The sequence below is a fragment of the Buchananella sp. 14KM1171 genome (assembly GCF_041380365.1).
In the GTDB taxonomy this organism is placed as follows: domain Bacteria; phylum Actinomycetota; class Actinomycetes; order Actinomycetales; family Actinomycetaceae; genus Buchananella; species Buchananella felis.
On record NZ_CP159981.1, the window covers coordinates 782,191 to 808,252 of the forward strand.

A 26,062-nucleotide genomic window follows, 5' to 3' on the forward strand; every position below is an offset into this window, starting at 1 on the left:
AGAGCGCGCGGATGGCTGATAGGAAGGCAAGGAGCCATAATCCTGGGCTGGATCGCAGACCTAGCTCAGGCAAGCGCCCAGTTCGTTGGAATCCTGGCCATGGCCCTGTGCTGGATCCCCGTACTAGGACCAGCACTAGCAGTCATCGCCGCAATCGCGGGCATCGTAGAAGCCGTAGCGAACATCGGCCTAGCCATCGGCGGCGAAAAGACTTGGGGCGAAGCCCTATGGTCCGTGGGCTTCGCCGCCCTAGGCTGCATCGGCCTAGGCGGACTACGCGGCGCAGTCTCCTCACTCAAGGCCCTGAAGAACTTTGGTGGGGCACTCAACGCTGCTGGTGGACTGAAGGGCGCGTTCTTATCCTTTGCCGAAAGCACCATCCCACCCGGTGCGCGCGACGCGTTGCTGAAGTGTGGGCAGCGCTTACGCATCGCCGCCAACAGGAAGAACCTCTACGTCAAGGGCAAGACACTCCAACCAGGAGCCAAGGGCCGAGACCTACTTACTTCCAAGGCTCCATATGGCAGACGCTGGGGCAGGAAGATAAAAAGCCCGGAAGAATGGGCAAGTATCCACGCCCCCAACGGTAAAGAGATCTACGGCCCGGCCGCAATCGAAGGCACCGAGAGAACATTGTCCATGTCTGATTACGTGAAGGAATATGGCGACGTCATCGACAGGGTCGGCGATGACACCGGGCTATGGTTTTCACCCGTCAAAGACGGCAAGGTCTACAGCTTCGAGTCTCGCGCACTTCGCGAAGGAAGCAAAGACCTTGAATACAACCAGCTCACATTGCCAAACGAAATCCCAGGCCTCGAAGTTAAGATATCTCAAGTCGCACCAAATCTTGGACACCACGGAGGCGCAATACAAGCACAGTTTATTCTTAACCACGAAGAGATTTCCATGTCAGAACTATTAGAGATGGGGGCGATCCAGTGGTAAATTATTCACTCTCGGACAAGTTTATAGAAATCACAACAGGCACGCAGCTATGCGGCACTATTCGCGATTACGACGACCATTACGAGATCTGGACTCCGGCGAGCGTGACCCACGTGGTGAAATGGCAGGATGGCGAATACTGGCACGGAACCTACGAGCGCGATGAAGCGGCCTCGTTCAAATTCTATACAACCGACTTGATGCTCGCGGAACGAAACATAGTTGCAGCATTATGTGACGCACACAGGTCGGCCAATGGTATACCCAGGCTTGATTATTATCGCATGGCACGCACTGTAAAGCCAGGGTTTCAATCTTACATGCTGACACAGCACTACTCGACAATTCGCAACTTAAGCACCGGCGCGGCATATCCGATGCGGATATTCGAATTCATGGACACTCCCCTAAAGGCAACTAGATTATCTCACATAGTCACTGTTCCTGTTGAGGAACTCTTCGCCTCGTACATGGATCCAGGTGGCGCGCCACTGTTCTCGCACTTCATCTACAAGCGCCCTCAGCAATGAGAGACGGCGGAGTCCAAACACGTCATCATGGAACCGCGCCTGCCCCGCACGCTGCACAACTCGGAATTACGAGCCTTGAAGGCTATTGAAGGGCGTCTTTCGCTCTCTGCGCGCTGCGACAGGGCGGCGGCGCGACGCTTCAAGGTTCCATGAGGCGTGGCAGCTCCTGGGGCGGCAGCTGGTCGCGCTCAACGCATTCGCCTAAAGCCCCTCTTCTCCGACGCCCGCCTGACTTCGATCAGCTTTCCGGCGCCATCGCCGCCTTCTGCTTGGTCGCCTGTTCCATGATCGGCAGCGCCACGGCACGCAGGTCCCGCCAGGCCGGCATGGTGCCGTTGTAGCCGGCCAGGATCCGGTCGAACTGGGCGTCCAGGTGCACCATCTCCGCACTCGCGGTGCGGCAGTGGTCGGCGGCGGCCAGTTCCCCGATGGAGGTCTTGGCCACCAGCCAGGCGGCCGTGCGCACTAGGCGCAGCCGAACCAGCCCGCGCAACCAGGCGGCCGTGCCCGGTGGCACTGGCACTCCCAACGCCGCCAACGCGTCCAACGCCTCGCGGATGGCGGCGACCACCTGGGCGCGCTGCCGGCTGGTGGAGCGGCGCAGGTCGTAGTCCAACACGTAGCACAGGTAGGCGGCCGGCAGCACGATCGCGGCGTGCGCCTGCAGCCACGCCTCCATGTTCGGGGTGGGAATGACGCGGCAGCGGTGCCCGGTCAGGGCGGTCTTGATGGCCTGCAGGAAGTCCTGGTCCAGGCGCCCGCGCAGGGCCCCAACGTATAGGGCGATGCCGGCGTGCATGGCGATCACGCGCTCGCCGTCGCGGTAGCCGCCCGTGGGCTGGAAGGCGAAGGCCACCTGCTTGCGCGGGTCCCCGGCCAGCAGGGTCTCCTGCGTCTTAGCCGCCTGCAGGTCGTTTCCCACCAGCACCACCCGCTCGCTGACGTTGGCGGCCAGCGCGGGCAGCACGTCTGGCCGCTGCTGCCCCTGGACGGCCACGAAGATCAGGTCGTAACGGTCCTGCGGGTCCAGCTCCCCGATCATCCGCAGCCGATCCCCGGTGATGTGGACCTGGAGGTGGTGGTGGATGATCATGCCGCGCTCGGCCAGCGTCTCCCGCCAAGCCCCTCGGGCCAGGACGGTGACGTCCTGACCGCAGCGCTTCAATTCGTGAGCCAGTAGCGCGCCGATAACGCCGGCGCCGTAGACAAGTACGCGCATGGCTGCCTCCTTTCCCTAAGCGTAGGCGCGATCTGTGCGCGTTTGTGCGGGTTTCAGCCCACGCGGTCCAGCTCGGGGCGCTCGGCGTCGGTCAGCGTGGCGTCGGCCAGCGCGGCGGGCAGAGCCCACCCCAGCGCCGCAGTGGTTCACGCGGCGACTGTGAAGGCAGCCTCGCCCACCCAACACAGCGCGTAGCACTGGTGCTACGCTGGTGGTGTGACTAGCGCCGTTCCCACTGTTTCGACCACGGCTACACTTGCAGCCGGCAATTTCGCCGCGCCTCCAATACGGCGGCTCTCCCAGCGGGAGCTACGCAATGAATCCGGGCAGGTTCTGCGCGCGGTCAGCGCGGGAGAGTCCTTTGTGCTGACCAACAAGGGCATTCCCGTTGGGCGACTTGTCCCGCTGGACGCCCCGGAAGCCGCACTTACCATCACGCGCCCAGCCAGCCGGAAGGCGGGCTGGGCGGAGTTAGGCATCACACGCAAGCGGACACCCGGCGAGCTGGCCGAACTACTCGATTCCCTCCGCGAGGACAGGCTTTGAGCATCATCTACGTGGACACCTCCGCTCTTGGCGCCCTGCTGATTGAACAGCCGGAGAGCGAAGAGCTGTTGCGGTGGCTAGACCAGACCGAAGCAACACTGGTCTCCTGCGACTTACTAGAAACTGAGCTGCGCAGACTAGCCGTCAGAGAGGGCCTAAACCAGGCTGATGTCACCGCCCTATTGGAGGGGATTTCGCTCGCCGCCCTGGACCGAGCCGTCTACCGCAGCGCCGGACTGCTTCCCATGCCGTATCTGCGCACCTTAGATGCCCTACACCTGGAAGCAGCCGTCCGTCTCAACGCAGATGCCATGCTCACTTACGACCACCGCCTCACTCAGGCAGCCCGCACTGTTGGGCTCAATGTGATCGCACCCGCCGCCCACTAGGCGCTAAACCTCTCTGTCGCGCCGACGCCCGTGCTCCTTTGACTCCGCCCCATCGGCTAATCAGGTAGGCGCCGTAGACAAGTAGGCGCATGGCTGCCTCCTTTCCCCAAGAGGAGGCGGCAGCCATGCGCGTTTGTGCGGGTTTCAGCCCACGCGGTCCAGCTCGGGGCGCTCGGCGTCGGTCAGCGCGGCGGCGTAGTCAGCGGCGGCGGCCTCGAGGGCAGCGTCGTCCCCCTTGGCCATCCCGTGCACCGTGAAGGGCGCCAGGTAGCGCATGCCCACCTTGATGGCGGTGGCCTGGAAGGGGCGCAGCAGGTCGGTGATCGGGTAGGCGGCGGCGCCCTCGGGGTCGTACATGCGGGCGGCCATGCCGGTGGTGACGGCGACCATCAGCTCCTTGCCCGCCAGGGCCTTGCCGCCCGGGCCGTGGGACCAGCCGAAGGCGAAGACGGTGTCCAGCCACTCCTGGAAGCGCCCGGGGGCGGAGTACCAGTGGATCGGGAACTGCCACACCACGCGGTCGGCCTGCGCCAGCTCGGCCTGCTCGGCCTCCACGTCGAACTTGCCGTCCGGGTAGAGGGCGTAGATGTCACGAACCGTGACTCCCTCCACGCTCTGCGCCGCGGCGGCCAGGCGGGCGTTGGCCTTCGAGGCGGCCAGGTCGGGGTGGAACAGCAGTACCAGGGTGCGCATGGGCTTCTCCTTCGAGCGGGCACGAAACGTGTCGACTTTACGCCTGCCCCCGGGTCGCCGCACTCGCAGGGCCGCCGCAGGCCGCCTGTGGCGCCGCCGCTCTGATCGCCCGGTCAGCGCGCCCGGTAGTACTGGACGGCGATCTGGGTGCGGTTGCGCAGCCCCAGTTTGGCCAGGATCGTGCTGATGTGGTTGCGCACCGTCCCCTCGCTGAGGAACAGGTGGGCCGCGATCTGCGTGTTGTCCCACCCGGCGCTGACCGCCTCCACCACCTCGAATTCGCGCTCGGTGAGGGCGGCGAATTCCTCCGGGCGGCCCTTCTCCCCCGCCGGCCCGTCCCGTCCCGCCGGTCCCTGGCCCGCCCGGCCGCCGTCTTGGCTCTCTTCGCCACCCCAAGTGGACGACGCCCCGCCGCCCGCCCCCAGGATCGCCGTGCGCTCTAGTACCCGCCCCTCCAGCACGCTCATGCCCGCCATGACGCTGCGCAGCGCGGGGGCGATCTGGGCGATGTCCTGCTTGATGAGGTAGCCGCGCGCCCCCATGCGCAGGGCGCGCACTATGTACTCGTCGTCGCTGAAGGTGGTCAGGAAGACGATTCGGGCCGATTCACACCCGGCCAGGATCTGCTCTGCGGCGCTCAGGCCGTCCCCGCCGGGCATGCGGATGTCAAGCAGCAAAACGTCTGGGGATTGGCTCTGGTAGAGGGCCACGGCCTGCGGCCCGCTGCCGGCCACCCCCACCACCTCGATGTCCGTCTCCGCCCCCAGGATGGTGGCCAGGGACTGGGCCACCAGGGCGTCGTCGTCGGCGATCGCTACTCGCACGCTTCCTCCTTCGGGATCATCGCCACCACGCTAAAACGCCGACCAACCTCGATGCGCAGGTTTCCGCCCAGGGACTCCACGCGGTCGCGCATGCTGCGCAGCCCCATGCCGGCGTTCAGTTCCGCCAACTCGAACGCCGCCGCCCTCTCTGCCGCGAGGCCAACGTCGTTCGCGCCGGCCGCGCCGCCGCTGGCGGCCAGTGCGCGCCGGCCCGGTTGCCCCAGTGCGCCGGTGAGGGCAGCCAGCGTTCCCGCCCCCGGCAGCGTGCCGTCGTTGCTGACTTGCAGGCGCCAAAACCCGGGGAGTTCGCTCACCCGCACCACCGCGCTGGTGGCCCGCCCGTGACGCAGCGCGTTGGTCAACGCCTCGCGGGTGACGGCCACGAAGCAACGCGAAACGCGCGCCGGCATGCCCTTTTCCACGCCGCAGTCCACGCTCACGTGGGCGATCCCGCACCTGCTGGCCAACAGGTTCAGGGAGGTGGGCAGGTCCTCGGCGTCGTCGGCCAGCGCGTGCACGCTGGCCCGCATCGCGCTCAAAGCCTGATCCAGCCCACCGCCTAGCTCCGCCAACTGCCCCACCAGCTCGGGCTGCTCCCGGTGGATCACCTCCAGGGCCTTCACCCGAAACAGCAGGCCGGTCAGGCTGTGCCCCACCCCGTCGTGCATGTCCCGGGCTATGCGGGTGCGCTCGGCCAGCACGCCGGCCCGGGTCTCAAACTCCTGGGCCTCCTGCAGGCGGGCGTTGGTTTGGCGCAGCGAAAGCAGTTTGGCGTGCAGCAAGTCGCGCACCTGGTAGGCCTGCGCCGCCGCCCGCTCGGCCTCCGCCGTGCGCCAGGCAAGACTGACCGCGAGCGCCCAGGCAGCCGCCACGGCGGCCAGCCAGGCCGGCCAGGAAGCCGCTCCGGGCGCGCACATGCCCGCCAGGAACCACTTGGCCAGCACCGCCACCGGCCCCAGCAGGGCGGCGCGGCGCAGCCAGGGGGCGGCCTGGGCGAAGTCCGCCACCCGCCCCGAGACGGCGGCGGGAGGCAGCAAGGCGGCCCGGGCAACGTCGTACCCCACCAGCGGGAGGGAGGGCAGGGCGCTCGGGGTGAAGACGGCCGCCAGCAGCAGCGCGCCGGGGGCCCAGGCGGCGGCGCGGGCGGGAAGAGAGTGGGCCATCCCGCTCAGCGCCACGGCGGCGAGCAGCCAGATCGTGCGGGCGGGGCCGTTCCCGCCGGGCGTCGACAGCAGAATCAACGCCACGCCCGCCATCAGCGCCGCAGCCTTGTCCGCCAAAACCCTCACGGTCTCCGATTATTCGCCATCGCGGCCAGGGGCGGGCTTCGAGCACGCGGGCCCTGACAAAAGTCATGCCGGGGCGGGGCAAATGCTGACAGCGCACACTTCCGCCCTCCGCCGGGCGGCGGCAGCATTGCAATGTGATCTCGTGATCCAGGCAGGAAAGGAACCACCGTGGAAAGCCAAACAGCTACCCCACCAGCCGTTGAAGTGACGGGCCTGGTCAAGCGCTACGGGGACCTGGTGGCAGTGGACGGGCTAAACCTGACCATCGCCCAAGGCGAGGTACTTGGCCTGCTCGGCCCGAACGGCTCAGGCAAGACCACCACACTGAACTGCATCCTGCAGCTGCTCACCTACCATCAGGGCAGCATCCGGGTGTTCGGCGAGGAAATGACGGCCACCGCCTACCACCTCAAGAGCCGCATCGGCGTGGTCCCGCAGGACATCGCGGTATTCGAGGAGCTGAGCGTGTGGGAGAACGTGGACGCCTTCTGCTCCCTGTACGTCCCCGCCCGCGCCCGCCGCCGCGAGCTGGTGGAGCGAGCCATCGAGTTCGTGGGGCTGGAGAAGTTCACCCGCTACCGGCCGCGCAAGCTCTCCGGGGGCCTGCGCCGCCGCCTGAACATCGCCTGCGGGATCGCCCACAACCCGAACCTGATCATCCTGGACGAACCCACCGTCGCTGTAGACCCGCAAAGCCGCAACTCGATCCTGGCGGGCATCAAGGAACTCAACCGGGACGGCGCCACGATCATCTACACCTCCCACTACATGGAGGAGGTCGAGGAGCTGTGCAGCCGCATCGTCATCATGGACCGCGGCCGGCAGGTGTCCACCGGGACCGCCAGCGAACTGAAGGCCCTGATCGGCACCGGCGAGCGGATCGCGTTGGAGCTGCTTAACCCCACCGAGGCCGCCGTGGAGGCCGTGCGCCGCCTGGAGCGGGTGCGCGGCGCGGAGCTGACCGGCTCCGAGCTGATGGTGGAATGCGCGCAGGGCGCACGCAACCTGGCCGACGTACTGCACGCCCTGGACGCCGCCGGCGTTGGCTACGGCCGGGTCACCTCCGCCCCGCCCAGCCTGAACGAGGTCTTCCTGGAAATCACCGGGCGGGCCCTGAGGGACGAGGCGTGATCATGGGCGCCGTGTTCTCCCACCAGCTGCGCCACCTGCTGCGCGACCGTGGCGTGATGGCGTGGTCGCTGGTTTTCCCCCTGGTGCTTTCCACCATGTTCATGCTGATGTTCGGCAAGCTGGAGTCCAAGGACGCGCTGGAGCCCATGCCGATTGGCGTGGTGGACGACGCTGCCTACGCGGCCGCCCCCGGCCTGGACGCCGTGGTCTCAGGGCTGGCCGCTCCGTCCTCCAGCTTCCACTTTGCGCAGGTGACACGCTTTGACACCCCGGAGCAGGCACGCCAGGCCGCCGAATCCGGGCAGGTGCTGGGCTACCTGGTGGTCGAGCAGGGCTCCCCGCGCCTGCTGCTGTCCAGGGCGGGAAACGCGCACAGCACTTCGCTGGCGCTGCGCTCCGTGCTGGACTCCTACGCGCAGGGCGCGCAACAGACGCAGCTAGTGCTCTCCCACGGTGGCACGCCCCAGGACCTCGGTGTGCTCCAGGCGCGAGCGGCACTGACCAAGGCCGCCCAGCTCACCCAGACCGAGGCCAGCCCCATGGCGCGCTACTACTTCGCCCTGCTCGCCATGAGCGCGGGCATGGGCACCAGCCTGTCGATGATCGCGGTGCGGGCCGCGAGCGCGACGGCCGGTCCGTTGGGCGCCCGCCGCACCCTGGCCGGGGTTCCGCGCTGGCGGGTGGCCGCAGGCGTGCTAGGGGCCTCCTGGCTGGTGATCCTGGCCAGCCAGCTCATCACCTACGCCTACATGGTGGGCGTAGTGGGGGTTAACTTCGGGGCCCACCCGCTCCTGGCGGTGGTTGCCATCTCCCTGACCTCGCTGATGGCGTGCGGCGCCGGGGCCGCGCTGGGCACGGTGCGCAAGCTCGAGTCCGGGATGGTCTCCGGCCTGGTCTCCCTACTCTCGCTGTTCACCGGCCTGTACGGAGACGGCTCCATGCGCCTGGCCGACTGGGTGGAGGTCAACCTGCCGTGGCTGGCCCAACTCAACCCGCTGTGGCAGTCCAGCCACACCTTCTACTCGCTGCTCTACTACGACTCCCTAGCCCCGTTCGCGTACGGGTGTGCAGCGCTGGCGGCAATGACCACGGTTTTCATGACTGTGGCCGTGATTCGGATGCGGAGGATGAGCCATGTCAACATTTAGGACCGCGCTGCTGGTGGCACAGCGCCGCTGGGGCTACGTGCTGGCCTACCTGTTCCTGCTCAGCCTGATGGGCGTCCTCACCGCCGCGCCGCTGGCCGGCCACGACTCCGACCAGCTCAAGCAGGTCGGGGCCCGCGTCGCGGTGGTGGACCGCGACTCCTCCCAGCTCTCCCATGGCCTGGCCCGGTTCGTAGCCACCGTGGCCACCCCGGTGACACTGGCCGACTCCCGCCAGGAATGGCAAGACGCCATGGCCAAGGACCGCCTAGACCTCCTGATCGTGGTACCGCACGGATTCGGGGCAGACTTCCTTGCCTCGGTGCCGCAAAAGGGCGCCTCCCTCACCGAGGCGGCCGCGCAGGCGACGTCGGCCACCCCGCTAGAGATTTACCAGGCCCCGTACTCCGCAGCGGCGGGCCTGAGCCGCGCCAGGGTGGAGACCTTCCTGAATCAGACGCGCGGCTACCTGGCCACGGTGGCAAGCGGGCCCGAACAGGCGATGGAACTGGCTGCCCAAAGCAGCGCCGCCCAGGCGAGCACCACGCTCCTGCCCGGCCGCACCGACTCCATCCCACTCACCTTTGAGACCTACGCGCGGTTCTCCACCTACCCGCTGTTCACCTTCACCGTCGTGATGGCGGCAACCATAATGCTCACCATGAACCGGGCGGCCATGCGGTCGCGGCTGCTGGCCTCCCCCAGCACCTCCCTCTCACGCGGGGCCGGACTACTGGGCGCCTGCTTCCTCATCGGACTGGTGGCGTGGCTGTGGCTGCTCGGGCTCGGGCTAGCGGTGTTCGGCCGCAGCTTGAGCGCCCAAGCCCTCCCACAAGTAGGGGTGATCGCGGCGAGCATGTTCGCCACCACGATGGTGGGCGTGGCCGTCGGCTACCTGGTGGGGCAGGCCGGGGCCAGCGAAAACGGCGCCAACCTGTTTGGAAACCTGTTCGGCCTGATCCTCTCCTTCACCTCCGGCGCCTGGCTAGCCATGGAGATGCTGCCCCAAAGCGTCGTGGTGCTGGCTCACTTCACCCCCACCTACTGGGCCACCCTGGCGGTGACAGAAGCGACCAACTCAACCACCGCCACCGCCTCAGCCCTGGCCCCCCTGTACGGGTACGTCGGCATCGCCATGCTCTTCGCGGTCGCCATCGCTTCCGTGGGGTTGGCGGTGGGACGCTCGCGCGCCCGCGTCGAGCTGTGAGCCCTAGATCAACCCCTTGCGGGTCATGGAGATGTAGGCGTTCAGCTCGATAGAAGACACGTAGGTGGTGAAGGCATCCGGTCTTTCCCGCACCTCCTCTGGGATCTCCTCCACGTAAGTGGTCAGCATCAGCACGTCGGTCTGGTTGTTGAACTGGAGGCTGAGGGGGCACTGCATGAGCCGGCTGTACCCGCCCAGGATGAGGAAGGCAGACTCCTGCGCGGCGCCCGTCGCGCGAATCTGCCCGTTGACGGCCTCCAGCTCTGCCGAGTGGTCGGGGCCGCGCTCATCCATTCGACCGTAGAAAAGACGGTCGGCCCGCACCAAGTCCCGGTCAATCAGCACCTGGCAGGCCTCCAGCACAAACTCCCAGCCGTACGGCCACGTGGTCTGGAAGACGTAGCTGAGCCACTCGCCGTCGTTGGACCTGCCGAACTCGATAACCTTCATGGCCTCTCCATTTCTGCCGCCGCCGGCAGCTGCCTGGGTCCCGGTGCCGTCCGGGGCGGTGGCGTCCGGGGCGGTGGCGCGCGGTTCACCGTTCGGCCTGGCCCACATGGTGGCACTTCGGGATGGTGGTGCCGAGGGGGGCCGAGCTGCCGCGAGGGCGACGGGTTGCCCCCGAGCGTACAAGAGTGAGTTCGGGGTACGTGTGACCGATCGGGGGCGTGGCACCGGTCGGTCGTATGTACCCCGTTGCAGCATTTGCGAGCTTGGGGGACGGGCGGTGGTGCGCGGTTCACCGTTCGGTCTGGCCCACGTGGTGGCGCTTAGGGATGGTGGTGCCGAGGGGGGCCGAGCTGCCGCGAGGGCGACGGGTTGCCCCCGAGCGTACAAGAGTGAGTTCGGGGTACGTGTGACCGATCGGGGGCGTGGCACCGGTCGGTCGTATGTACCCCGTTGCAGCATTTGCGAGCTTGGGGGACTGGGATGGGCGCCGGTGCTTGCCGGATGTGCTGGCGTGCGCGAGCGATCGAGGGCTTAATGCACCTCTCGTAGGGTTGGCCTACCGGTCGTGGGCTTAGTGAACCTCTCGATGGGCTACCCGAGGGGGTAACCCCTCAATCGGTGCACCAAACCCGCAAGAGCTGCGGTAAAAGCTCAACAGGTCGACTAACCCCTCAACCGTTTGCGCAACACCACCCCAAGCGCCCGGGAGGGACAGTTCCCACCCTGCCCACCGGTGCGATCGGTCTAACACAAACCAGGCCGGACGCCCGACCAGGGCGCCAGAGCGGACCCGTGCGCGCCTCGGACCAATTGAAGAACGAGTACCCCGAGCAGGGCGCCACCGGCGCGGGCCCGTGACTGGGCCTGTTACATCTGGCCGCTCACGACGCCAGGCCGGTGAGGGTTTTAGGCGATTGTGGCTGTTTGGCGCGTACCGCCAGTGGCACCAGCCCCACCACCGCCACCGGTGGGGGTTTGGCCGTTTAGGGTGTTGGCGCCGTCTTGGTCGAACTTGATCCACCCATGGGCCACGGCCAGGGAGGCGTCGGAGAAGGCTTTGAGGGCGTCGATGAACTTTTGGCGCTTGTCGTCCCAGTCATGGGCAAAACCCCGCACCGTCTCACTCAAAGCCCCGTGCCCCACCGCGGCGGCAATGGTGTTGGAGTTCGTGTTGGCGCTTTCAAACTCCGAAGCGATCGTCTTGGCCGAGGCCCCGATCGTGCCTAGTGCGCCAACATCAACCCTGATGGACTGCAAAACCATCCCCCTTCTTGTTGCCTCGTACTAGGCCGGCCCCGGTGGGCACGAATAACACGCGCGCACCCACCGGGGCCGCTAGAGCCATAACGGGGTCAGCCCCGCAGGGAAGAGCTCATCTGGGTGTCCATGTCCACCACCGCGTTGGCGTACTGGGTCAGGAAGTTACCCAAGGGCTCCATGCTCTCGTTGACCTGCCTCAAACCGGTAGAGAGCTTTTCGAACTGCTCGGAGTAGGCGCCAGAAGCTGCCTGGGTGGTGAAACCAGAACCGATCAGGCCGTTAACAGCGGCCAGGGCTTCTTGCACCTTGCCGTCGATCTCTGCCTTGATGGAGACCAGCTGGCTGCCGATGCGACGCATCTCTTCTGGCGTGTAGCCGTACGCGTTAGCCATTACCTTGCACCCTTCCGTGTACTAGAGCACCCACGCTCACCAACGCAAAAACCCTAACCACACCAGCCCCAACCCACAACCAGTTCCACACACCAACCCCGGACAAACGAGTGGGTGAGCGCCCGTCGGGACGCTCACCCACTCCTCTCCCCGCCTAGCTGCGGGTCACTCCCACTCGATGGTCCCCGGCGGCTTGGAGGTGCAGTCGAGCACCACCCGGTTGACCTCGGCAACGGAGTTGGTGATCCGGTTGGAGATGCGGGCCAGCACGTCGTAGGGCAGGCGCGTCCAGTCGGCGGTCATGGCATCCTCGCTGGAGACGGGGCGCAGCACGATCGGGTGGCCGTAGGTGCGGCCGTCTCCCTGCACGCCGACGGAGCGAACGTCGGCCAGCAGCACCACGGGGCACTGCCAGATCTCCAGGTCCAGGCCGGCGGCAGTGAGCTCCTCGCGCACAATCAGGTCGGCGGCGCGCAGCGTGGCCAGGTTCTCCCGCGTCACCTCGCCGACGATGCGGATGCCCAGGCCGGGGCCGGGGAAGGGCTGACGGTTGACCAGGTAGTCGGGCAGGCCTAGTTCGCGGCCCACGGCGCGCACCTCGTCCTTGAACAGGGTGCGCAGCGGCTCGACCAGCTCGAAGGTCATGTCCTCCGGCAGGCCGCCCACGTTGTGGTGGCTCTTGATGTTCGCGGCGCCCTCACCGCCGCCGGACTCCACCACGTCCGGGTAGAGGGTGCCCTGCACCAGGAACTTCACCTCGCCGCCCTCGGCGCCGATCTCCTCGATCAGGCGGCGCTGGGCTGCCTCGAAGGAGCGGATGAACTCGCGGCCGATGATCTTGCGCTTGGTCTCGGGGTCCTTCACGCCCGCCAGCGCGGTGAGGAAGCGCTCGGACTCGTCGACGGTGACCACCTTGATGCCCATGGAGCGGGCGTAGTCGCCTTCCACCTGCTCGCGCTCGCCGGCGCGCAGCAGGCCGTGGTCGATGAAGAAGCAGGTGAGCTGGTCGCCCACTGCCTCGTGCACCAGCGCGGCGGCCACGGAGGAGTCCACGCCACCGGAGAGGGCGCAGATCACCTGGGCGTCGCCCACCTGGGCCCGGATGGCGGCCACCTGTTCCTCGATGATGTTGCCGGGGGTCCACTGCGGCTCCAGGCCAGCGCCCTCGTAGAGGAAGTTCTTCAGGGCGTCCTGGCCGAACTTGGAGTGGCCCACCTCGGGGTGCCACTGGAGGCCGAACAGGCGCCGCTCGCGGTTTTCGAACGCGGCCACCGGGGTCTGGCTGGTGGAGGCGGTGACGGTGAAGCCCGCCGGGGCGGCCTGGACGGCGTCGCCGTGGCTCATCCACACAACCTGCTCGGCGGGGGTGCCGGAGAACAGGCAGGATCCCTCGGAGACCTCGGCGTCGGTGTGGCCGTACTCGCGCGTACCGGTGCGCCCGACGGTGCCACCGAGGGCGTGCGCCATGGTCTGGAAGCCGTAGCAGATGCCTAGTACTGGAACGGCGGCCTCGAAAACTGCGGCGTCGATGGACGGAGCCCCGTCCTCGTACACGGATGACGGCCCGCCGGACAGGATGATCGCGGCCGGATCCTTGGCCAGCATGTCCGCCACGGGCATGGTGTGGGGGACGATCTCTGAGTAGACGCTCGCCTCGCGCACGCGGCGCGCGATGAGCTGGGCGTACTGGGCGCCGAAGTCGACAACTAGAACGGGTCGCTCGGCACCGGGAGCGGGGGAAACAGGATTGGTCACGCGGCTCAGTCTAGCGGCGCGCGCCCTGGCCCCGGCCGTGACGTAGCCCCCGATTGGCGGTGCTTTCCGCGTTTCTTGGGGACTCGGGGCCCGATCTCGGTGGGCGGTGAAGCAGAGTCCGGGTGTAGGCTAGCGCCCATGATGCTGCGAGATAACTGAGATGCGGCCCTAGGGCCCAGTCATTTTCCGACCTTTTCGCCGGGTGTGTTACGCCCCGGCGCTCGCAGTTGTTTCTTCACTTTTCCCGCTTTTGGTCGGGGTTTTCTGTGAGCGCCGTTTGGTCCCCCGGTTCAGCTTTCACACAGAATCGACATTTGAATTGACTGACTCATCCCTTCCCGCTGAGCGGGATTCCCTAGTGGACGACGCTGCAGCCGCAGCGCCTCCTAGTCCCGCCGCGCCACCCAGTCCGGCCGGGTCGCCAGGTTCGGCCGGCCCCCGCCCGCCGGCGGAACCGCTTGCGGCTGCTGCCGGGGCGGCCCGCGCCGCCCGGTCCGAGCGGGCCGCCCGTGTCGGTCCGGCCGCTCCATCGCTGGGGTTCAACCCCGGTTTGAGGTGGATCGAGAAGCGCTACCAGCCGCCCACCGGACCGGCTCAGCGGTGGCCATCCACGCCGCGCGGGGTGGTGTGGCACGCGATCCGGCAGAGCTGGCCGACCATCCTGGCCATCTTGTTCTTCGCGCTGCTTTCGCATTCGGCCTCGGCGTTGACCTCGGTGGCGTTGGGTAAGTCGATTGACGCGGCGGCGGCCTACGGTTTTGCCGGCCCCACGTTCGCGTGGGTGGGCGGCCTGCTGGTGTTGATCTTCGCCGCAGCGGTGTTTGGTGGTGGCCTGGAGGAGTTCTTCTGGGTGATTACCTGGATCCGCACCTCGCTGCTCGCCTCCCGTTCGGTGGGTCACCACGTGGCCAACGTGGGCCCGGCCACGGCCCGCGAGCAGACGGCTGGCGAGGTCACCACCACGGTCTCCTCCGACGTCAACCGGCTGGCCGATTTCGTCAGCGCCATCCCGAACCTGATCGGTGTCAACGCGGTGGCCGTGCTGGTGACGGTGTTGATGTTCCGCGATTCGCCGCAGCTGGCTCTGCTGGTGGCGATTGGGCTGCCCACGCAGATGGCGGTGTTGGCGCTGCTCTCCAAGCCGCTGCAGAGCCGCCAGGAGTTGCAGCGCAAGGCCGACGGTGACCTGACCACGCTGGCCACTGACACGGTGGCTGGTTTGCGGATCCTGCGCGGTATTGGCGGCGAGGAGATGTTCTCTGCCGGCTACCGCGCCCAGTCGCAGAAGGTGCGCCAGGCTGGCGTGAAGGTGGCCGCCCCGTTCTCCCTGCTGGTTTCGTTGCAGACGCTGCTGCCGGGCCTGTTCACGGCGCTGGTGATCTGGCGGGCCGCCCACTTGGCGGTGGCAGGGCAGCTGACGGTGGGGCAGCTGATCACGTTCGTTGGCTTCACGGTCTACCTTGCCTTCCCGCTGCAGCAGACCTCTCAGTTCGTCCGGTCCGCCACGCGCGGCTGGGTGGCCGCTAAGCGCGTGGCCGCGATCATGGCGGTCGAGCCGCTGGCGGGCAACCTGGCGGAGCGCAGCGCGATGTCCGTTGCCCCGACCGCCGCGCTGGGCGCCCAGATGGACGACGTTCCGCCCGCCGCGCCCGCGCAGTCAGCCGCCCCCTTGGCTGGCCCGGGCGACGACGCCGTGCGCGATGGATCCACCGGCACGGCACACGCTGCCGGGACGGGCGAACCTGCGCCTGCGCCGGCTGCGGGACCTCACGCAGCGGGAACGGCCAACCCCAATGGGATGGGCGCGGTGACACACCACTTGGCGGGCATCGGCGGCGAGCTGGTGGATCACCGCACCGGGGTGCGCATCCAGCCCGGCAAGCTGACCGTGGTGGTGAGCCCCGATCCGTCCGCGAGCGCCGCGCTGGCCGCGCGCCTGGCCCGCCTGGATGACTCCCAGGGGCCGGTGACGCTGAACGGCACCGACCTGCGTGAGCTTTCGCTGCCGGCAGTGCGTGCGGCGATCGTGCACTCGCACGCCACCGCGCAGCTCTTTGCCGGCTCGCTGCGCTCCAACCTGGACGCCAGCTTCGCCGACGTCGCCCCCTACCAGACTGCGGAGTTGGTGGAGGTGGAGCGGGAGGCCGAGCACAGCGGCGAGGTCTCGCGCGACCGCGTCCAGCCCGAGCACCTGCCGGTGGACGCGGCGTTGGACGACGCCCTGGCCGCCGCCGACGCGCACGACGTGCGCTCCTCCCTGCCGCGCGGCCTGGGCGGCACGATCACCGAGAAGGGACGCTCCCTTTCCGGTGGTCAACGCCAGCGCGTAGCCCTGGCCCGCACCCTGGCCACCAACGCCCCGGTGCTGATCCTGGTGGAGCCCACTTCCGCCGTGGACGCGCACACCGAGATGCGCATCGCCGCCGCCCTGCGCTCCGAGCGTGCCGGGCGCACCACCGTGGTGATCTCCGCCTCTCCCCTGGTGCTGGAGCAGGCCGAGCAGGTGATCTTCCTGCCCGCCACCGCGCTGGCCGCCGCCGCGGAGAACGGACAAGCCGACTCTGAGCCGGCCGAGGTTTCGCAGGCCGGGGTGGAGCGGGCGCCGGCGGGAACGTCGGCCACTCCGGTGGTATCCACCCACCGCGAACTGCTAGCTGCGGCCCGGCGCGGGGAGGCCGACGGCCTGGCCTACCGCGACGTGGTCTCCAGAAGCGCGGGCGACGCCCCGGAGGGCAGCGCCACACCTGACCAGGCCGGACTGAAGAAGGGAGAAGAGCGATGAGCCAGCTACCCGTTGCAAGCAGCAAGCGTGTGCGCAAGAACGTCTCCGCGCTCCTTACCCAGTACCGGGGCAGCCTGACCCTGGTCACCGCGCTACAGATCTCGGTGGCGCTGGCGGGCCTGGCCACCCCGTTCCTGCTCGGCAGGCTGGTGGACCACGTAAGTGCCGGCGGCGATGGCGCGTTCGTGGACAGCGCCGCCCTCGCAGCGGCCGGCGCCGTCACCCTGCAGGCACTGCTGGCATTCTTCGCCAGCCGGATGGCCATGATCATGGGCGAAAGCGTCTTCGCTACCGTCCGCGAACGCCTGCTCCACGCCGTGGCGCACCTGCCGTTGTCTGAGGTGGAGAAGGCCGGCACGGGCGACCTGCTTGGCCGCGCCACCAACGACGTAGGACGAATCCAGTGGGTGGTGCGCTTCGGACTGCCGCGCGTGCTGGTGATCGCCGTGACCGTGATCTTCACCTTCGCCGCCACCATCCTGATCAGCCCGCTGCTCTCCCTGGCGATGCTGGTGGGACTGCCCGCCATTTGGGTAGTGATGCGCTGGTATCTGCGCCGCGCCGTGGTGGCCTACCGTGCCACGTCGGCCGCCTACTCCCGCATGGCCGGGGTGGTTACCGAAAGCGTGGAGCACGCCGACACCATCGACGCCCTTGGCATCGCCGGGGTGCGCCGCGACCTGACCGACCGCTCCATCACCGAGATGTGGCGCCTGGAGGTCTACACCTCCTACCTGCGCATCGGGATCATCACCTCCGTCAGCTTTTGGCTCTACGTCCCGGTCGCGGCCGTGGTGCTGTGGGGGGCGTTCCTGCTGGATCAGGGCGTGACCACCATCGGTGCGATCACCACCGTGGCGATGTACGCCAACCAGCTGCGCAGCCCCCTCGGGGAGCTGTCGTTCTGGATCGACGAGATTCAGACCTCCACCGCATCCCTCTCCCGCATCTACGGCGTGGAGGACGTGCCCGCCGACCGCACCCCGACCGGCCAGAAGCCCACCGGCTCTGAGCTGAGTATCAGGGACGTCACCTACGAGTACGTGCCGGGCCGCCCGGTGCTGCACGGGGTCAGCCTCGACCTGCGCCCCGGCGAGCGTCTGGCGGTGGTGGGGCCCTCCGGCTCCGGGAAGTCCACGCTGGGCCGCATGCTGGCCGGCATCCACGGCCCCACCACCGGTTCCGTGCGGGTCGGTGGGGTGGAGCTCACCGACCTCACCGAGGCCGAGCTGCGCAAGAACGTCGCCCTGGTCACCCAGGAGCACCACGTTTTCGTGGGCACGATCGCAGACAACCTGCGTCTGGCGAAGGCCGACGCGACCGATGAGGAGATCGAGCGCGCCCTGCGCGTGGTCGGTTCCTGGGAGTGGGTCAGCGCCCTGGAGGACGGCATGTTCACCAAGGTGGGCTCCGGCGCCAAGGAGCTGGACCCCGCCAAGGCGCAGGAGATCGCCCTGGCCCGCTTGTTGCTGCTGGACCCGCACACGCTGATCCTGGACGAGGCCACCAGCCTGCTCGACCCGCGCGCGGCCCGCTCGCTGGAGGCGTCCCTGAACGCGGTCCTGACGGGCCGGACCGTGGTGGCGATCGCCCACCGCCTGCACACGGCGCACGACGCCGATCGCGTGGCGGTGGTGATCGACGGGCGGATCGCGGAGCTGGGCTCCCACGACGAGCTCGTGGCCGCAGGGGGCGAGTACGCCTCCCTGTGGGCGTCCTGGCAGCACGAGTAACGCAATCGGGCTGGTCGCCGCCCAGGGCCGTCGTGGGGTCCCATAGGCCCTGGGCGGTAGGTTCCCGAGACACCAGTCGGCCCCGGTCTGCACCCTTTCGGGGTGCGGACCGGGGCCTAGGCGGCGGCGCCTGCGGCGCCGCCGTTTTTCCTTCCCAGACCTGGGGAGCTAAACGGGAGAGAAAAGCTCCCCAGGTCTCCACTGGCTGCCCACTTCCGCTGCGGCCACCGCGTGAACGCGGTGTTCCGCTGGCTTCTGCACCAAATGCACCCTTCCCTTATCCTCGTGCACCCGGTGCGGGGCAGCCAGTGAAGTTCTTAGGTCCGCGCGTTAGGCGGAGCGGCGGCGGATAACCAGCCAGGCACCAGCGGTGGCTACCAGGCCAGCGGCCAGCAGCGTCTGAGACACCGCACCACCGGTCTTGGCCAGCGCCGGCGGAGCCGGCGGCGGCGGAACGGTCGGGGGCACCGACGGCGGCACGCTAGTAGACGGGGTCGGCGTGGGAGTCGGGGTCGGCGTGGGAGTCGGCGTGGGAGTCGGCGTAGGCGTCGGAGTCGGGCTCGGCTGCACGTTCGGTCCAGGCGGCGTCGGCGTGGGAGTCGGAGTCAGAGTTGGCGTCGGGGTCGGGGTCGGCGTCGGGGTCGGCGTGGGAGTCGGCGTCGGGGTCGGCGTGGGAGTCGGCGTCGGAGTCGGCGTCGGAGTCGGCGTCGGAGTCGGCGTCGGAGTCGGCGTCGGAGTCGGCGTCGGAGTCGGAGTGGGCGTGGGAGTCGGGGTCGGGGTCGGCTCCTCGCAGAAAGGCGGCGGGGTCTCCCCCGGGCCAGCCCAGTTGATGTTCAGCAGCGAGGGCTGGCCGGTCTGCGGGGCGAAGTCGGCCACGACCAGGCTCTGGTGGCCCGCCTGCACCAGCACGGTGCCGATGGAGGCATCCACGGAGAACGGCGCGGCATTCACGCCGACGTTCACGGACGCGGGCCGTCCGGCCACACCGGGGGCAACGGCCACGTAGAACGGGGCACGGTAGTTCACAGCCGCGTCGATCTTGGGCAGGTGGTTCGGCTCGGACCCACCGGCGGGGATGATCGAACCGGGCACGTCCGGGCCTTGCAGGTCGCCGAGAACGGGGGACTCCGTCTCGGGGGTGATTACCTCGTCCTGGCCGGGCTGGGTGGAGAAGATTGCCAGGCCCGATGCGGTGACGTGGACGCCGTTGGTGTCGTCCGCCAGGAGGGCAGCGGCCGCATCCGCCTCCTGCGCGCCCTCGGACTGGGCCACGTGGAACGGGCCGACCACCCAGTAGTCACCGACCCGGATGGGCTCCGCAGTCTGCGGCCCGTACACGCGGGCGCTGGCCGGCGGCGTCGTGGGGTTGTTCAGCGCGTCGTCGATCAGCAACGCGGAGAGGGTGCTGACGTACTGCTCCTGATCCGCGGGCAGCGAGGAGTCCACTCCCCCGTAACGGAAGCCGTGGGCGAAGTTCCAGATGGCCACCTGGGTAGCGGTGGCGGTCAGGGCGGCCAGCTGCTCCGGGCTCGCCGCAGGCAGTGCCACGCCGTACAGGCCGGCCACCTGGCTCGGGCTCAGGTGGGGGTAGGAACGCTCCAGGATCGTGCGGACCTGCGGACCGTACTGGTTCATCACCTGGCTGCCGTCAATGGCCACCTCGTAGGTGGTGCCGAGCCAGGCGGTGACGTCCACGCAGTACGCCTTGAGGACCTCGCCGTCGGGGCCGGCCAGGCTAATGAGACCGGCCTGCACCAGGCCATTGTTGGGGAAGTTGATCTTCACTCCCTCGATCCCGTTGGTGACGGTGTAGTTTTGCGCCGCGTTGGCGGAACCAGAGGAACCCGGAAGGTATGCCAGGACCAGCAGGAGGGCCGCCAACACGGCGGTGAGGCTTCCTCCCCACTTCGCGCCGGCCCGCTTGAACCACGGCGGCTTGGGACGCTGGTCGCCGTGACGCCCCGGGGCGGGGCCGCTAAAGCGTGAGGTTTGTTCTGGCGTTAGCACGTTTGGGGAGGACAGCATTACGCAACCTTTCTGTGAGCCACCCCCAACTCTTTTACTTTGTCAAGACGCCCGCAAACACACCCAACTAAACCTGGGGAAAACTGTTTTCCACACGATTTGCCGCCCCCACTCGATACAGGTCTGCATCGACATGGGTGGTCGACTTTCCCGCGTCTTTCCAATGAGTAGGTCCGGAACAACCGCGAGGCGGCGGCTTGGTGCCCGGGCTCGCCCGCCATGCCGCCATGCGGGGCCGGTGCTCCTCCGTGCTGCCTGAACGCAGCTCTACGGGGCCCGGCCCCGCTAATCCAATCTCGACGAAAGCAGCTTCAACTCGACGAAGGGGGCCCAATTTCGACGTTAACCGGGCCCGGAACGTCGAGTCGAAGACCAAAACGTCGAGTCGAGGAGCAAAACGTCGAGCTACAACAACGCGACGTTAAGCCGAACCCCAAAGCCTCCGATTGCAGCCCACAGCCCCCAGCGGACCACCGCCGCGCAGCCCCCACCAGCGCCCGCCACCAATAGAGAAGGCCTCGGGGGCCGCTCCACAGAGCAGCCCCCGAGGCTTGAGTCGCGCCGCGTTACAGCAGCGTCAAGGCCTGGCGAGCGATGGCCAGCTCCTCGTTGGTGGGCACCGCCAGCACGGTCACCTTGGAGGACGGCGTGGAGATGACGCGAGCCCCCCTGCCGTGGTCCTGGTTGGCGGCCTCGTCGATCTCGATACCCATGAAGGCCAAGCGCTCGCAGACCTCGGCGCGGATGCGAGCGTCATTCTCACCGAAACCAGCTGTAAAGCTAAGCGCGTCCAGGCCTCCCATTACGGCGGTGTAGCCGCCGATGTACTTCAGCAGGCGGTGGATGTAGACGTCCATGGCACTGCGGGCATTGGCATCGCCTTCATCAACCATGCGCCACACCTGACGCATGTCGTTCTCCCCAGTCATGCCCTTCATGCCAGAGGAGCGGTTGAACAGGTGGTCGATCTCGTCGATGCTCATGCCCGCCACGCGGTAGAGGTGGAACACGGCGGCCGGGTCGATGTCGCCGGTGCGCCCACCCATCACTAGGCCCTCCAGCGGGGTCAAACCCATCGAGGTGTCCACGGCGTGGCCCGCCACCACGGCGGAGGCGGAGGCGCCGTTGCCCATGTGCAGCACAACCTGCTTCAGGTCATCACGGCCCAGCAGCTCAGACACGGCGCTGGAGACGAACTGGTGGGAGGTGCCGTGGGCGCCGTAGCGGCGAATCTCGTACTTCTCCGCCACCTCCTTGTTGAGGGCGTAACGGGCAGAAGCGTCCGGCAGGGACTGGAAGAAGGCCGTGTCAAAGACGGCGACGTGCGGAACGTCGGCCATCAAAGAGCGCGCCACCTCGATGCCCTTCAGGTGGCCGGGGTTGTGCAGCGGCCCCAGCGGGATCAGCTCCTCGATCTTGGCCACCACCTCATCGGTCACCAGCGCCGGACCGGAGAAGTGCTTGCCACCCTGCACCACGCGGTGGCCCACAGCCACGATGCCGGCCTCCTGCAGGTTCGGCCCCTCGGTGGAGAACAGCCGCAGGACCTCAGACAAGCCCACGCCGTGGTCCGGCACGCGCTCCTCGATCTCGATGGTGTCCTCTCCGTGCTTGTGGATGATCCGGCTGATGGACTCGCCAATGCGCTCCACCAGGCCGGAGGCCAGCGCCACCCCGGCATCCGGGTCTACCAGCTGGTACTTGATGGAGGAGGAGCCGGTGTTAATCACCAGTACGGTGCGCTCGGTCATTGCTTTCCTTTGCGAATTGCGGTTGGGGTACGACGCTGCCCGCGCCGCCTGGATTTACTAGTTGCGCTGCGCCTGAACGGCGGTGATCACGACGGTGTTGATGATGTCTTCCACCAGTGCACCGCGCGATAGGTCGTTGACGGGCTTGTTCAGGCCCTGCAGCACCGGGCCCACGGCCACGGCGCCGGAGGACCGCTGGACGGCCTTGTAACCGATGTTGCCGGTGTTGAGGTCGGGGAAGATGAACACGGTGGCGCGGCCGGCCACCTCAGAGTCCGGCAGCTTCACCTTGGCCACTGCGGAGTCCACGGCGGCGTCGTATTGGATCGGGCCCTCCACGCTCAGCTCGGGGGCGCGCTCGCGCACGATCCGTGTGGCCTCGCGGACCTTGTCCACGTCGGCGCCGGAGCCGGAGGTGCCGGTGGAGTATGACAGCATCGCCACGCGCGGCTCCACCCCGAACAGGGCGGCAGTCTGCGCCGAGGAGATGGCGATGTCGGCCAGCTGCTCCGGGGTGGGCTCTGGGTTGACGGCGCAGTCACCGTAAACCAGCACGCGGTCCTCCATGAGCATCAGGAACACGGAGGACACGATGGAGGTGCCCGGTCGGGTCTTGATGATCTGGAAGGACGGAACGATGGTGTGAGCGGTGGTGTGGGCCGCACCGCTCACCATGCCGTCGGCATCGCCCATGTGCACCATCATGGTGCCGAAGTAGCTGACGTCCTGCACCTTCTCCCGGGCCTGCTCCAGGGTGACCCCCTTCTTGGCGCGCAGGCGGGCAAACTCCTCGGCGTAGCGCCCCAGGTAGGCCTCGTCCTGCGGGGAGACCACGGTGGCGGAGCTGATGTCTAGGCCCAGTTCGGCGGCGCGGGCGCGCACGGTGGCTTCGTCTCCCAGCAGGATCAGGTCGGCAACCTTGCGGGCCAGTAGGGCGGAGGCGGCGCGCAAAACGCGGTCGTCGTCCGGTTCCGGCAGCACGATGCGCTTACGGTCGGCGCGGGCCTGGTCCACTAGGCGGGCCTGGAACATGAGCGGGGTGATGACCTCGCGGTGAGGAATGTCCAGGGCGGCAACGATCTTGTCCAGGGAGATGTTTTCTTCCACCGTAGCCACCGCAAGGTCGATCTTGCGCTGCGAGCCGCGAGAGATCGGGCCGTGCAGGCGCATGAGCTTGTCTGCGGTCTGGTAGGTGTCCCGGGCGGTGGCGATCACGGGCAGATTGGAACCAAAGCCACGAATCAGCTTGGACATCTGCTCCTCCGGCAGCATGCCGCCGTTGAGAACCAGGCCGGCCAGGGAGGGGAAGTTGTCTGCCTGGTGGGCCATGAACAGCGCCGGCACTAGGGAGGAGCGGTCGCCAGCCAACACCGCTACCTGACCGTCCTGGAGGTGGCGCAGCACGTTCTCGGTGGTCATGCCACAGATCAGCACGGAGGTGGCCTCGCGGGAAAGCAGCTCCTCGTCGCCGTAGATCAGCTCTCCGTCCAGGGCGGTCAGGACGTCGTGCATCGTGGGGGCGCTCAGCAGCGGCAGGTCTGGCAGGGTGACCACGAAGGTCCCCAGTCCGGCCAGGGCGGCGCGAACGTCGTCCGCCTGTCCCTCGGCGGTGCGGTTGACGATGATGGCGGCGGTGAAGGCGTGCTCCTGGGCGATCTCGGCGATGGAGAGTTCGGCGGAGGCGGCCACCTGCTCGGCGGTGCGCTCGTGGGCAGTGAGGACCAGCACCACGGGGGCGCCCAGGTTGGCTGCGACGCGCGCGTTGAAGGAGTGCTCGTCGCCGCCGGGGACGTCGGTGTAGTCGGAGCCGTCCACGACCACGACGTCGCACTGGCGCTCCAGGTCGCGGAAGCGGTCGATGATGCGGGCCAGCGCGCCCTCGGGGTCGGCGCGTAGCTCGTCGTAGGTGACGCCGACGCACTGGTCGTATTCGAGGGTGCCGCCGGTCTGGCGGATGAGCAGGTCGGTGGTTTCGTCGGCCTCGATGGACTTCACGACGGGCCGGAAGATGCCCACCTTGGCGACCTCGCGGGCCAGGAGTGTCACCAGTCCTAGCGCCACGGTCGACTTGCCGGTGCTGCCCTCTGGTGAGGTGATGTAGATACTCCTGGCCACTACTAAGTCCTTTCTTCGCCTACCGGGCGTCTTTGCCTACCGGGCGATTGTCCCACCCGCGCCCGGCGTTTGGGACCCTGGCTCCGCTCCGGGCGCACTTCGGTGGCGCGATTCACGGACAGCAAACCCGCTCCCACCGCTTCTTTGCTTTCTGCTGAGGTTTTTGTGACCGCCCCTTGGTCGCCGCCTGGTTGGACGACGTTCCGCCCACCGCCCCCACCGACGTTGGACGACGTTCCGCCCGCCGCCGCGCGGGCGCGCCCACCCCGCCCGCGCGGCCCTGACCGGGCGCAAGGCAGGGCCCCTACCGGAGCGCGTTGGGGACGCGCGGGCGGGGGCCCTGTTCCGTTAAGGGCGGGGCTCAGTAGTCGCCGGTCATGGAGCGCACGTCCAGGGCGGCGTCCAGCTGCTCCAGGGTGACCTCGCCGCGCTCCACGAAGCCCAGGTCGATCACGGCCTCGCGCACCGTCAGGTCCGCCTTGACGGAATGCTTGGCGATCTTGGCGGCGGCCTCGTAACCGATCAGGCGGTTGAGCGGGGTGACGATGGACGGGGAGGACTGCGCCAGGCGCAGGCAGCGCTCCTCGTTGGCGGTGATGCCGTCCACGCAGCGCTCGGCGAGCACGCGAGAGACATTGCCCAGGATCGTGGCGGACTGCAGCAGGTTCTGGGCCATGACGGGCAGCATGACCAGCAGGTCAAAGTTGCCCTGCGCGCCAGCGAAAGCGATCGCGGCGTCGTTGCCGATCACCTGGGCGGCGACCATGACGGTGGCCTCCGGCAGTACCGGGTTGACCTTGCCCGGCATGATCGAGGAGCCCGGCTGCAGGTCGGGCAGGTTGACCTCGCCCAGGCCGGTGCGCGGGCCGGAGCCCATCCAGCGCAGATCGTTGGCGATCTTCACCAGGGAGACGGCCACGGTGCGCATGGCGCCGGAGAACTCCACCAGGGAGTCCTGGGCGGCCTGGGCCTCGAAGTGGTTGTCGGCCTCACGCAGCGGCAGCCCAGTGTGCTCGGCAATCAACTCAATCACGCGCGCGCTAAACCCGGCCGGGGTGTTGATACCCGTGCCGACGGCGGTGCCGCCCAGGGGCAGCTCGGCCAGGCGCGGCAGCGCGGCCTCCACCCGCTCTATGCCCTTGGCGACCTGGGTGGCGTAGCCGGAGAACTCCTGGCCCAGGGTGATGGGGGTGGCGTCCATGAGGTGGGTGCGGCCGGACTTGACCACGTCCACGAACTCCTTGGCCTTGGCGTCCAGGGAGGCGTGCAGGGTCTTCAGTCCGGGCAGCAGCACCTCCACCGCAGCCTGGTAGGCGGCGATGTGGATCGAGGACGGGAAGACGTCGTTGGAGGACTGGGAGGCATTGACGTGGTCGTTGGGGTGGACCTCGAGGCCGGAGGCGCGGCTGGCCAGGGTGGCGATGACCTCGTTGGTGTTCATGTTGGAGGAGGTGCCTGAGCCGGTCTGGAACACGTCGATCGGGAAGTGCTCATCGACCTCCCCGGCGATCACCTGGTCTGCGGCCGCCACGATCGCGGCGCTGACCTCCGGGGCGATCACGCCGAGCTCGGCGTTGGCCAGGGCGGCAGCGCGCTTGATCTGGCCCAGCGCGGCGATGTGGTGCGGGGTCAAGCCCTGACCGGAGATCGGGAAGTTCTCCACCGCGCGCTGGGTCTGGGCGCGGTAGAGGGCGTCCACGGGGACGCGCACTTCACCCATCGTGTCGTGTTCAATCCGGTACTCGGTCATGTCTCCTCCTTGGGGCATTGATGGCGAGCTCAATTCTCGCCACCCCTCAGCTTAGGTTAGGGCAACCAAAGTCCCAGATTTTGAAAACGTGGACGACGCTCATTTAGGCCGCCACGCGCTCCCGCCAC

The 26,062-nt window shown here is 67.9% G+C and carries 21 protein-coding genes; 9 read left to right on the plus strand and 12 right to left on the minus strand.

What is annotated here, in order from left to right:
* Positions 1-99: 99 nt before the first annotated feature.
* Together ABYF38_RS03040 and ABYF38_RS03045 are read left to right on the plus strand one after the other, a co-directional pair.
* A complete protein-coding gene (locus tag ABYF38_RS03040; protein WP_371152661.1) occupies positions 100-948 on the plus strand; it encodes a glycohydrolase toxin TNT-related protein in 849 nt (282 codons plus the stop codon).
* Positions 942-1,478, plus strand: coding sequence for a hypothetical protein (locus ABYF38_RS03045; RefSeq protein WP_371152662.1), 537 nt, complete (start codon positions 942-944; stop codon positions 1,476-1,478). The genes ABYF38_RS03040 and ABYF38_RS03045 overlap by 7 nt, the downstream gene beginning before the upstream one ends.
* 238 nt (positions 1,479-1,716) lie before the next feature.
* Here ABYF38_RS03045 and ABYF38_RS03050 read toward each other — a convergent pair whose 3' ends face one another.
* Complete coding sequence (locus tag ABYF38_RS03050) at positions 1,717-2,697, minus strand: ketopantoate reductase family protein (protein ID WP_371152663.1); 981 nt, start codon at positions 2,695-2,697, stop codon at positions 1,717-1,719.
* 216 nt (positions 2,698-2,913) lie between these two features.
* Here ABYF38_RS03050 and ABYF38_RS03055 point away from each other — a divergent pair, with 216 nt between their 5' ends.
* Positions 2,914-3,243 (plus strand): type II toxin-antitoxin system Phd/YefM family antitoxin, encoded by a 330-nt coding sequence (locus ABYF38_RS03055; protein WP_371152664.1) that lies wholly within the window; start codon positions 2,914-2,916, stop codon positions 3,241-3,243.
* Positions 3,240-3,632, plus strand: coding sequence for a type II toxin-antitoxin system VapC family toxin (locus ABYF38_RS03060; RefSeq protein WP_371152665.1), 393 nt, complete (start codon positions 3,240-3,242; stop codon positions 3,630-3,632). The genes ABYF38_RS03055 and ABYF38_RS03060 overlap by 4 nt, the downstream gene beginning before the upstream one ends.
* A 144-nt stretch (positions 3,633-3,776) precedes the next feature.
* Here ABYF38_RS03060 and ABYF38_RS03065 read toward each other — a convergent pair whose 3' ends face one another.
* The 3 genes from ABYF38_RS03065 to ABYF38_RS03075 form a co-directional block, all read right to left on the minus strand.
* Positions 3,777-4,325, minus strand: a complete 549-nt coding sequence (locus ABYF38_RS03065) for an NAD(P)H-dependent oxidoreductase (protein ID WP_371152666.1) — start codon at positions 4,323-4,325, stop codon at positions 3,777-3,779.
* Between the two features lie 113 nt (positions 4,326-4,438).
* Positions 4,439-5,149 carry a response regulator gene (locus ABYF38_RS03070; RefSeq protein ID WP_371152667.1) on the minus strand — a complete coding sequence of 237 codons (711 nt, stop codon included), beginning with the start codon at positions 5,147-5,149 and terminating at the stop codon, positions 4,439-4,441.
* On the minus strand, positions 5,140-6,438 hold the full coding sequence (locus ABYF38_RS03075) for a sensor histidine kinase (RefSeq protein WP_371152668.1): 1,299 nt from the start codon (positions 6,436-6,438) through the stop codon (positions 5,140-5,142). Before ABYF38_RS03075 ends, ABYF38_RS03070 begins: the two co-directional genes overlap by 10 nt.
* 168 nt (positions 6,439-6,606) lie before the next feature.
* Here ABYF38_RS03075 and ABYF38_RS03080 point away from each other — a divergent pair, with 168 nt between their 5' ends.
* Genes ABYF38_RS03080 through ABYF38_RS03090 form a run of 3 tightly spaced genes read left to right on the plus strand, consistent with a single transcriptional unit; the run spans position 6,607 to position 9,921 of the window.
* Positions 6,607-7,569 (plus strand): ABC transporter ATP-binding protein, encoded by a 963-nt coding sequence (locus tag ABYF38_RS03080; protein ID WP_371152669.1) that lies wholly within the window; start codon positions 6,607-6,609, stop codon positions 7,567-7,569.
* A gap of 2 nt (positions 7,570-7,571) precedes the next feature.
* Positions 7,572-8,717, plus strand: coding sequence for an ABC transporter permease (locus ABYF38_RS03085; RefSeq protein ID WP_371152670.1), 1,146 nt, complete (start codon positions 7,572-7,574; stop codon positions 8,715-8,717).
* A complete protein-coding gene (locus tag ABYF38_RS03090) occupies positions 8,704-9,921 on the plus strand; it encodes an ABC transporter permease (protein WP_371152672.1) in 1,218 nt (405 codons plus the stop codon). Before ABYF38_RS03085 ends, ABYF38_RS03090 begins: the two co-directional genes overlap by 14 nt.
* 3 nt (positions 9,922-9,924) lie before the next feature.
* Here ABYF38_RS03090 and ABYF38_RS03095 read toward each other — a convergent pair whose 3' ends face one another.
* The 4 genes from ABYF38_RS03095 to guaA form a co-directional block, all read right to left on the minus strand.
* The gene (locus ABYF38_RS03095) at positions 9,925-10,479 is read right to left on the minus strand and encodes a hypothetical protein (protein ID WP_371152673.1); all 555 of its coding nucleotides are present in this window, start codon (positions 10,477-10,479) and stop codon (positions 9,925-9,927) included.
* A 798-nt stretch (positions 10,480-11,277) separates the two neighbouring features.
* Positions 11,278-11,634, minus strand: a complete 357-nt coding sequence (locus ABYF38_RS03100; protein WP_371152674.1) for a hypothetical protein — start codon at positions 11,632-11,634, stop codon at positions 11,278-11,280.
* An 89-nt stretch (positions 11,635-11,723) separates the two neighbouring features.
* Positions 11,724-12,023, minus strand: coding sequence for a WXG100 family type VII secretion target (locus ABYF38_RS03105; protein WP_371152675.1), 300 nt, complete (start codon positions 12,021-12,023; stop codon positions 11,724-11,726).
* A 165-nt stretch (positions 12,024-12,188) separates the two neighbouring features.
* Positions 12,189-13,778: a glutamine-hydrolyzing GMP synthase gene (gene guaA, locus ABYF38_RS03110; protein ID WP_371152676.1), complete on the minus strand. Its 1,590-nt coding sequence runs from the start codon at positions 13,776-13,778 to the stop codon at positions 12,189-12,191.
* Positions 13,779-14,328: 550 nt separating this feature from the next.
* Between guaA and ABYF38_RS03115 the strand changes: the two genes are divergently transcribed.
* Together ABYF38_RS03115 and ABYF38_RS03120 are read left to right on the plus strand one after the other, a co-directional pair.
* Positions 14,329-16,560, plus strand: a complete 2,232-nt coding sequence (locus tag ABYF38_RS03115) for an ABC transporter transmembrane domain-containing protein (RefSeq protein WP_371152677.1) — start codon at positions 14,329-14,331, stop codon at positions 16,558-16,560.
* Positions 16,557-18,293: an ABC transporter ATP-binding protein gene (locus ABYF38_RS03120; protein WP_371152679.1), complete on the plus strand. Its 1,737-nt coding sequence runs from the start codon at positions 16,557-16,559 to the stop codon at positions 18,291-18,293. The genes ABYF38_RS03115 and ABYF38_RS03120 overlap by 4 nt, the downstream gene beginning before the upstream one ends.
* Positions 18,294-18,623: 330 nt before the next feature.
* On the opposite strand, the gene ABYF38_RS03125 is transcribed toward ABYF38_RS03120, so the two are convergent.
* The 4 genes from ABYF38_RS03125 to ABYF38_RS03140 form a co-directional block, all read right to left on the minus strand.
* A complete protein-coding gene (locus ABYF38_RS03125) occupies positions 18,624-20,318 on the minus strand; it encodes a Cys-Gln thioester bond-forming surface protein (RefSeq protein WP_371152680.1) in 1,695 nt (564 codons plus the stop codon).
* 566 nt (positions 20,319-20,884) lie between these two features.
* Entirely contained in the window at positions 20,885-22,069 is a 1,185-nt protein-coding gene (locus tag ABYF38_RS03130; protein ID WP_371152682.1) for an acetate/propionate family kinase, read from the minus strand.
* Between the two features lie 57 nt (positions 22,070-22,126).
* On the minus strand, positions 22,127-24,184 hold the full coding sequence (pta, locus tag ABYF38_RS03135) for a phosphate acetyltransferase (RefSeq protein ID WP_371152683.1): 2,058 nt from the start codon (positions 24,182-24,184) through the stop codon (positions 22,127-22,129).
* Between the two features lie 361 nt (positions 24,185-24,545).
* Positions 24,546-25,934, minus strand: coding sequence for a class II fumarate hydratase (locus ABYF38_RS03140; protein ID WP_371152684.1), 1,389 nt, complete (start codon positions 25,932-25,934; stop codon positions 24,546-24,548).
* Positions 25,935-26,062: the final 128 nt, after the last annotated feature.

What these genes read in the sequence shown, in the direction of transcription:
- ABYF38_RS03095 (WP_371152673.1), bottom strand. Translation starts at nt 10,479, where the DNA reads ATGTGGGCCAGGCCGAACGGTGAACCGCGCGCCACCGCCCCGGACGCC.
- ABYF38_RS03100 (WP_371152674.1), bottom strand. Translation starts at nt 11,634, where the DNA reads ATGGTTTTGCAGTCCATCAGGGTTGATGTTGGCGCACTAGGCACGATC.
- ABYF38_RS03140 (WP_371152684.1), bottom strand. Translation starts at nt 25,934, where the DNA reads ATGACCGAGTACCGGATTGAACACGACACGATGGGTGAAGTGCGCGTC.
- ABYF38_RS03125 (WP_371152680.1), bottom strand. Translation starts at nt 20,318, where the DNA reads ATGCTGTCCTCCCCAAACGTGCTAACGCCAGAACAAACCTCACGCTTT.
- ABYF38_RS03130 (WP_371152682.1), bottom strand. Translation starts at nt 22,069, where the DNA reads ATGACCGAGCGCACCGTACTGGTGATTAACACCGGCTCCTCCTCCATC.
- ABYF38_RS03105 (WP_371152675.1), bottom strand. Translation starts at nt 12,023, where the DNA reads ATGGCTAACGCGTACGGCTACACGCCAGAAGAGATGCGTCGCATCGGC.
- ABYF38_RS03050 (WP_371152663.1), bottom strand. Translation starts at nt 2,697, where the DNA reads ATGCGCGTACTTGTCTACGGCGCCGGCGTTATCGGCGCGCTACTGGCT.
- ABYF38_RS03090 (WP_371152672.1), top strand. Translation starts at nt 8,704, where the DNA reads ATGTCAACATTTAGGACCGCGCTGCTGGTGGCACAGCGCCGCTGGGGC.
- ABYF38_RS03065 (WP_371152666.1), bottom strand. Translation starts at nt 4,325, where the DNA reads ATGCGCACCCTGGTACTGCTGTTCCACCCCGACCTGGCCGCCTCGAAG.
- ABYF38_RS03120 (WP_371152679.1), top strand. Translation starts at nt 16,557, where the DNA reads ATGAGCCAGCTACCCGTTGCAAGCAGCAAGCGTGTGCGCAAGAACGTC.
- ABYF38_RS03040 (WP_371152661.1), top strand. Translation starts at nt 100, where the DNA reads ATGGCCCTGTGCTGGATCCCCGTACTAGGACCAGCACTAGCAGTCATC.
- ABYF38_RS03085 (WP_371152670.1), top strand. Translation starts at nt 7,572, where the DNA reads ATGGGCGCCGTGTTCTCCCACCAGCTGCGCCACCTGCTGCGCGACCGT.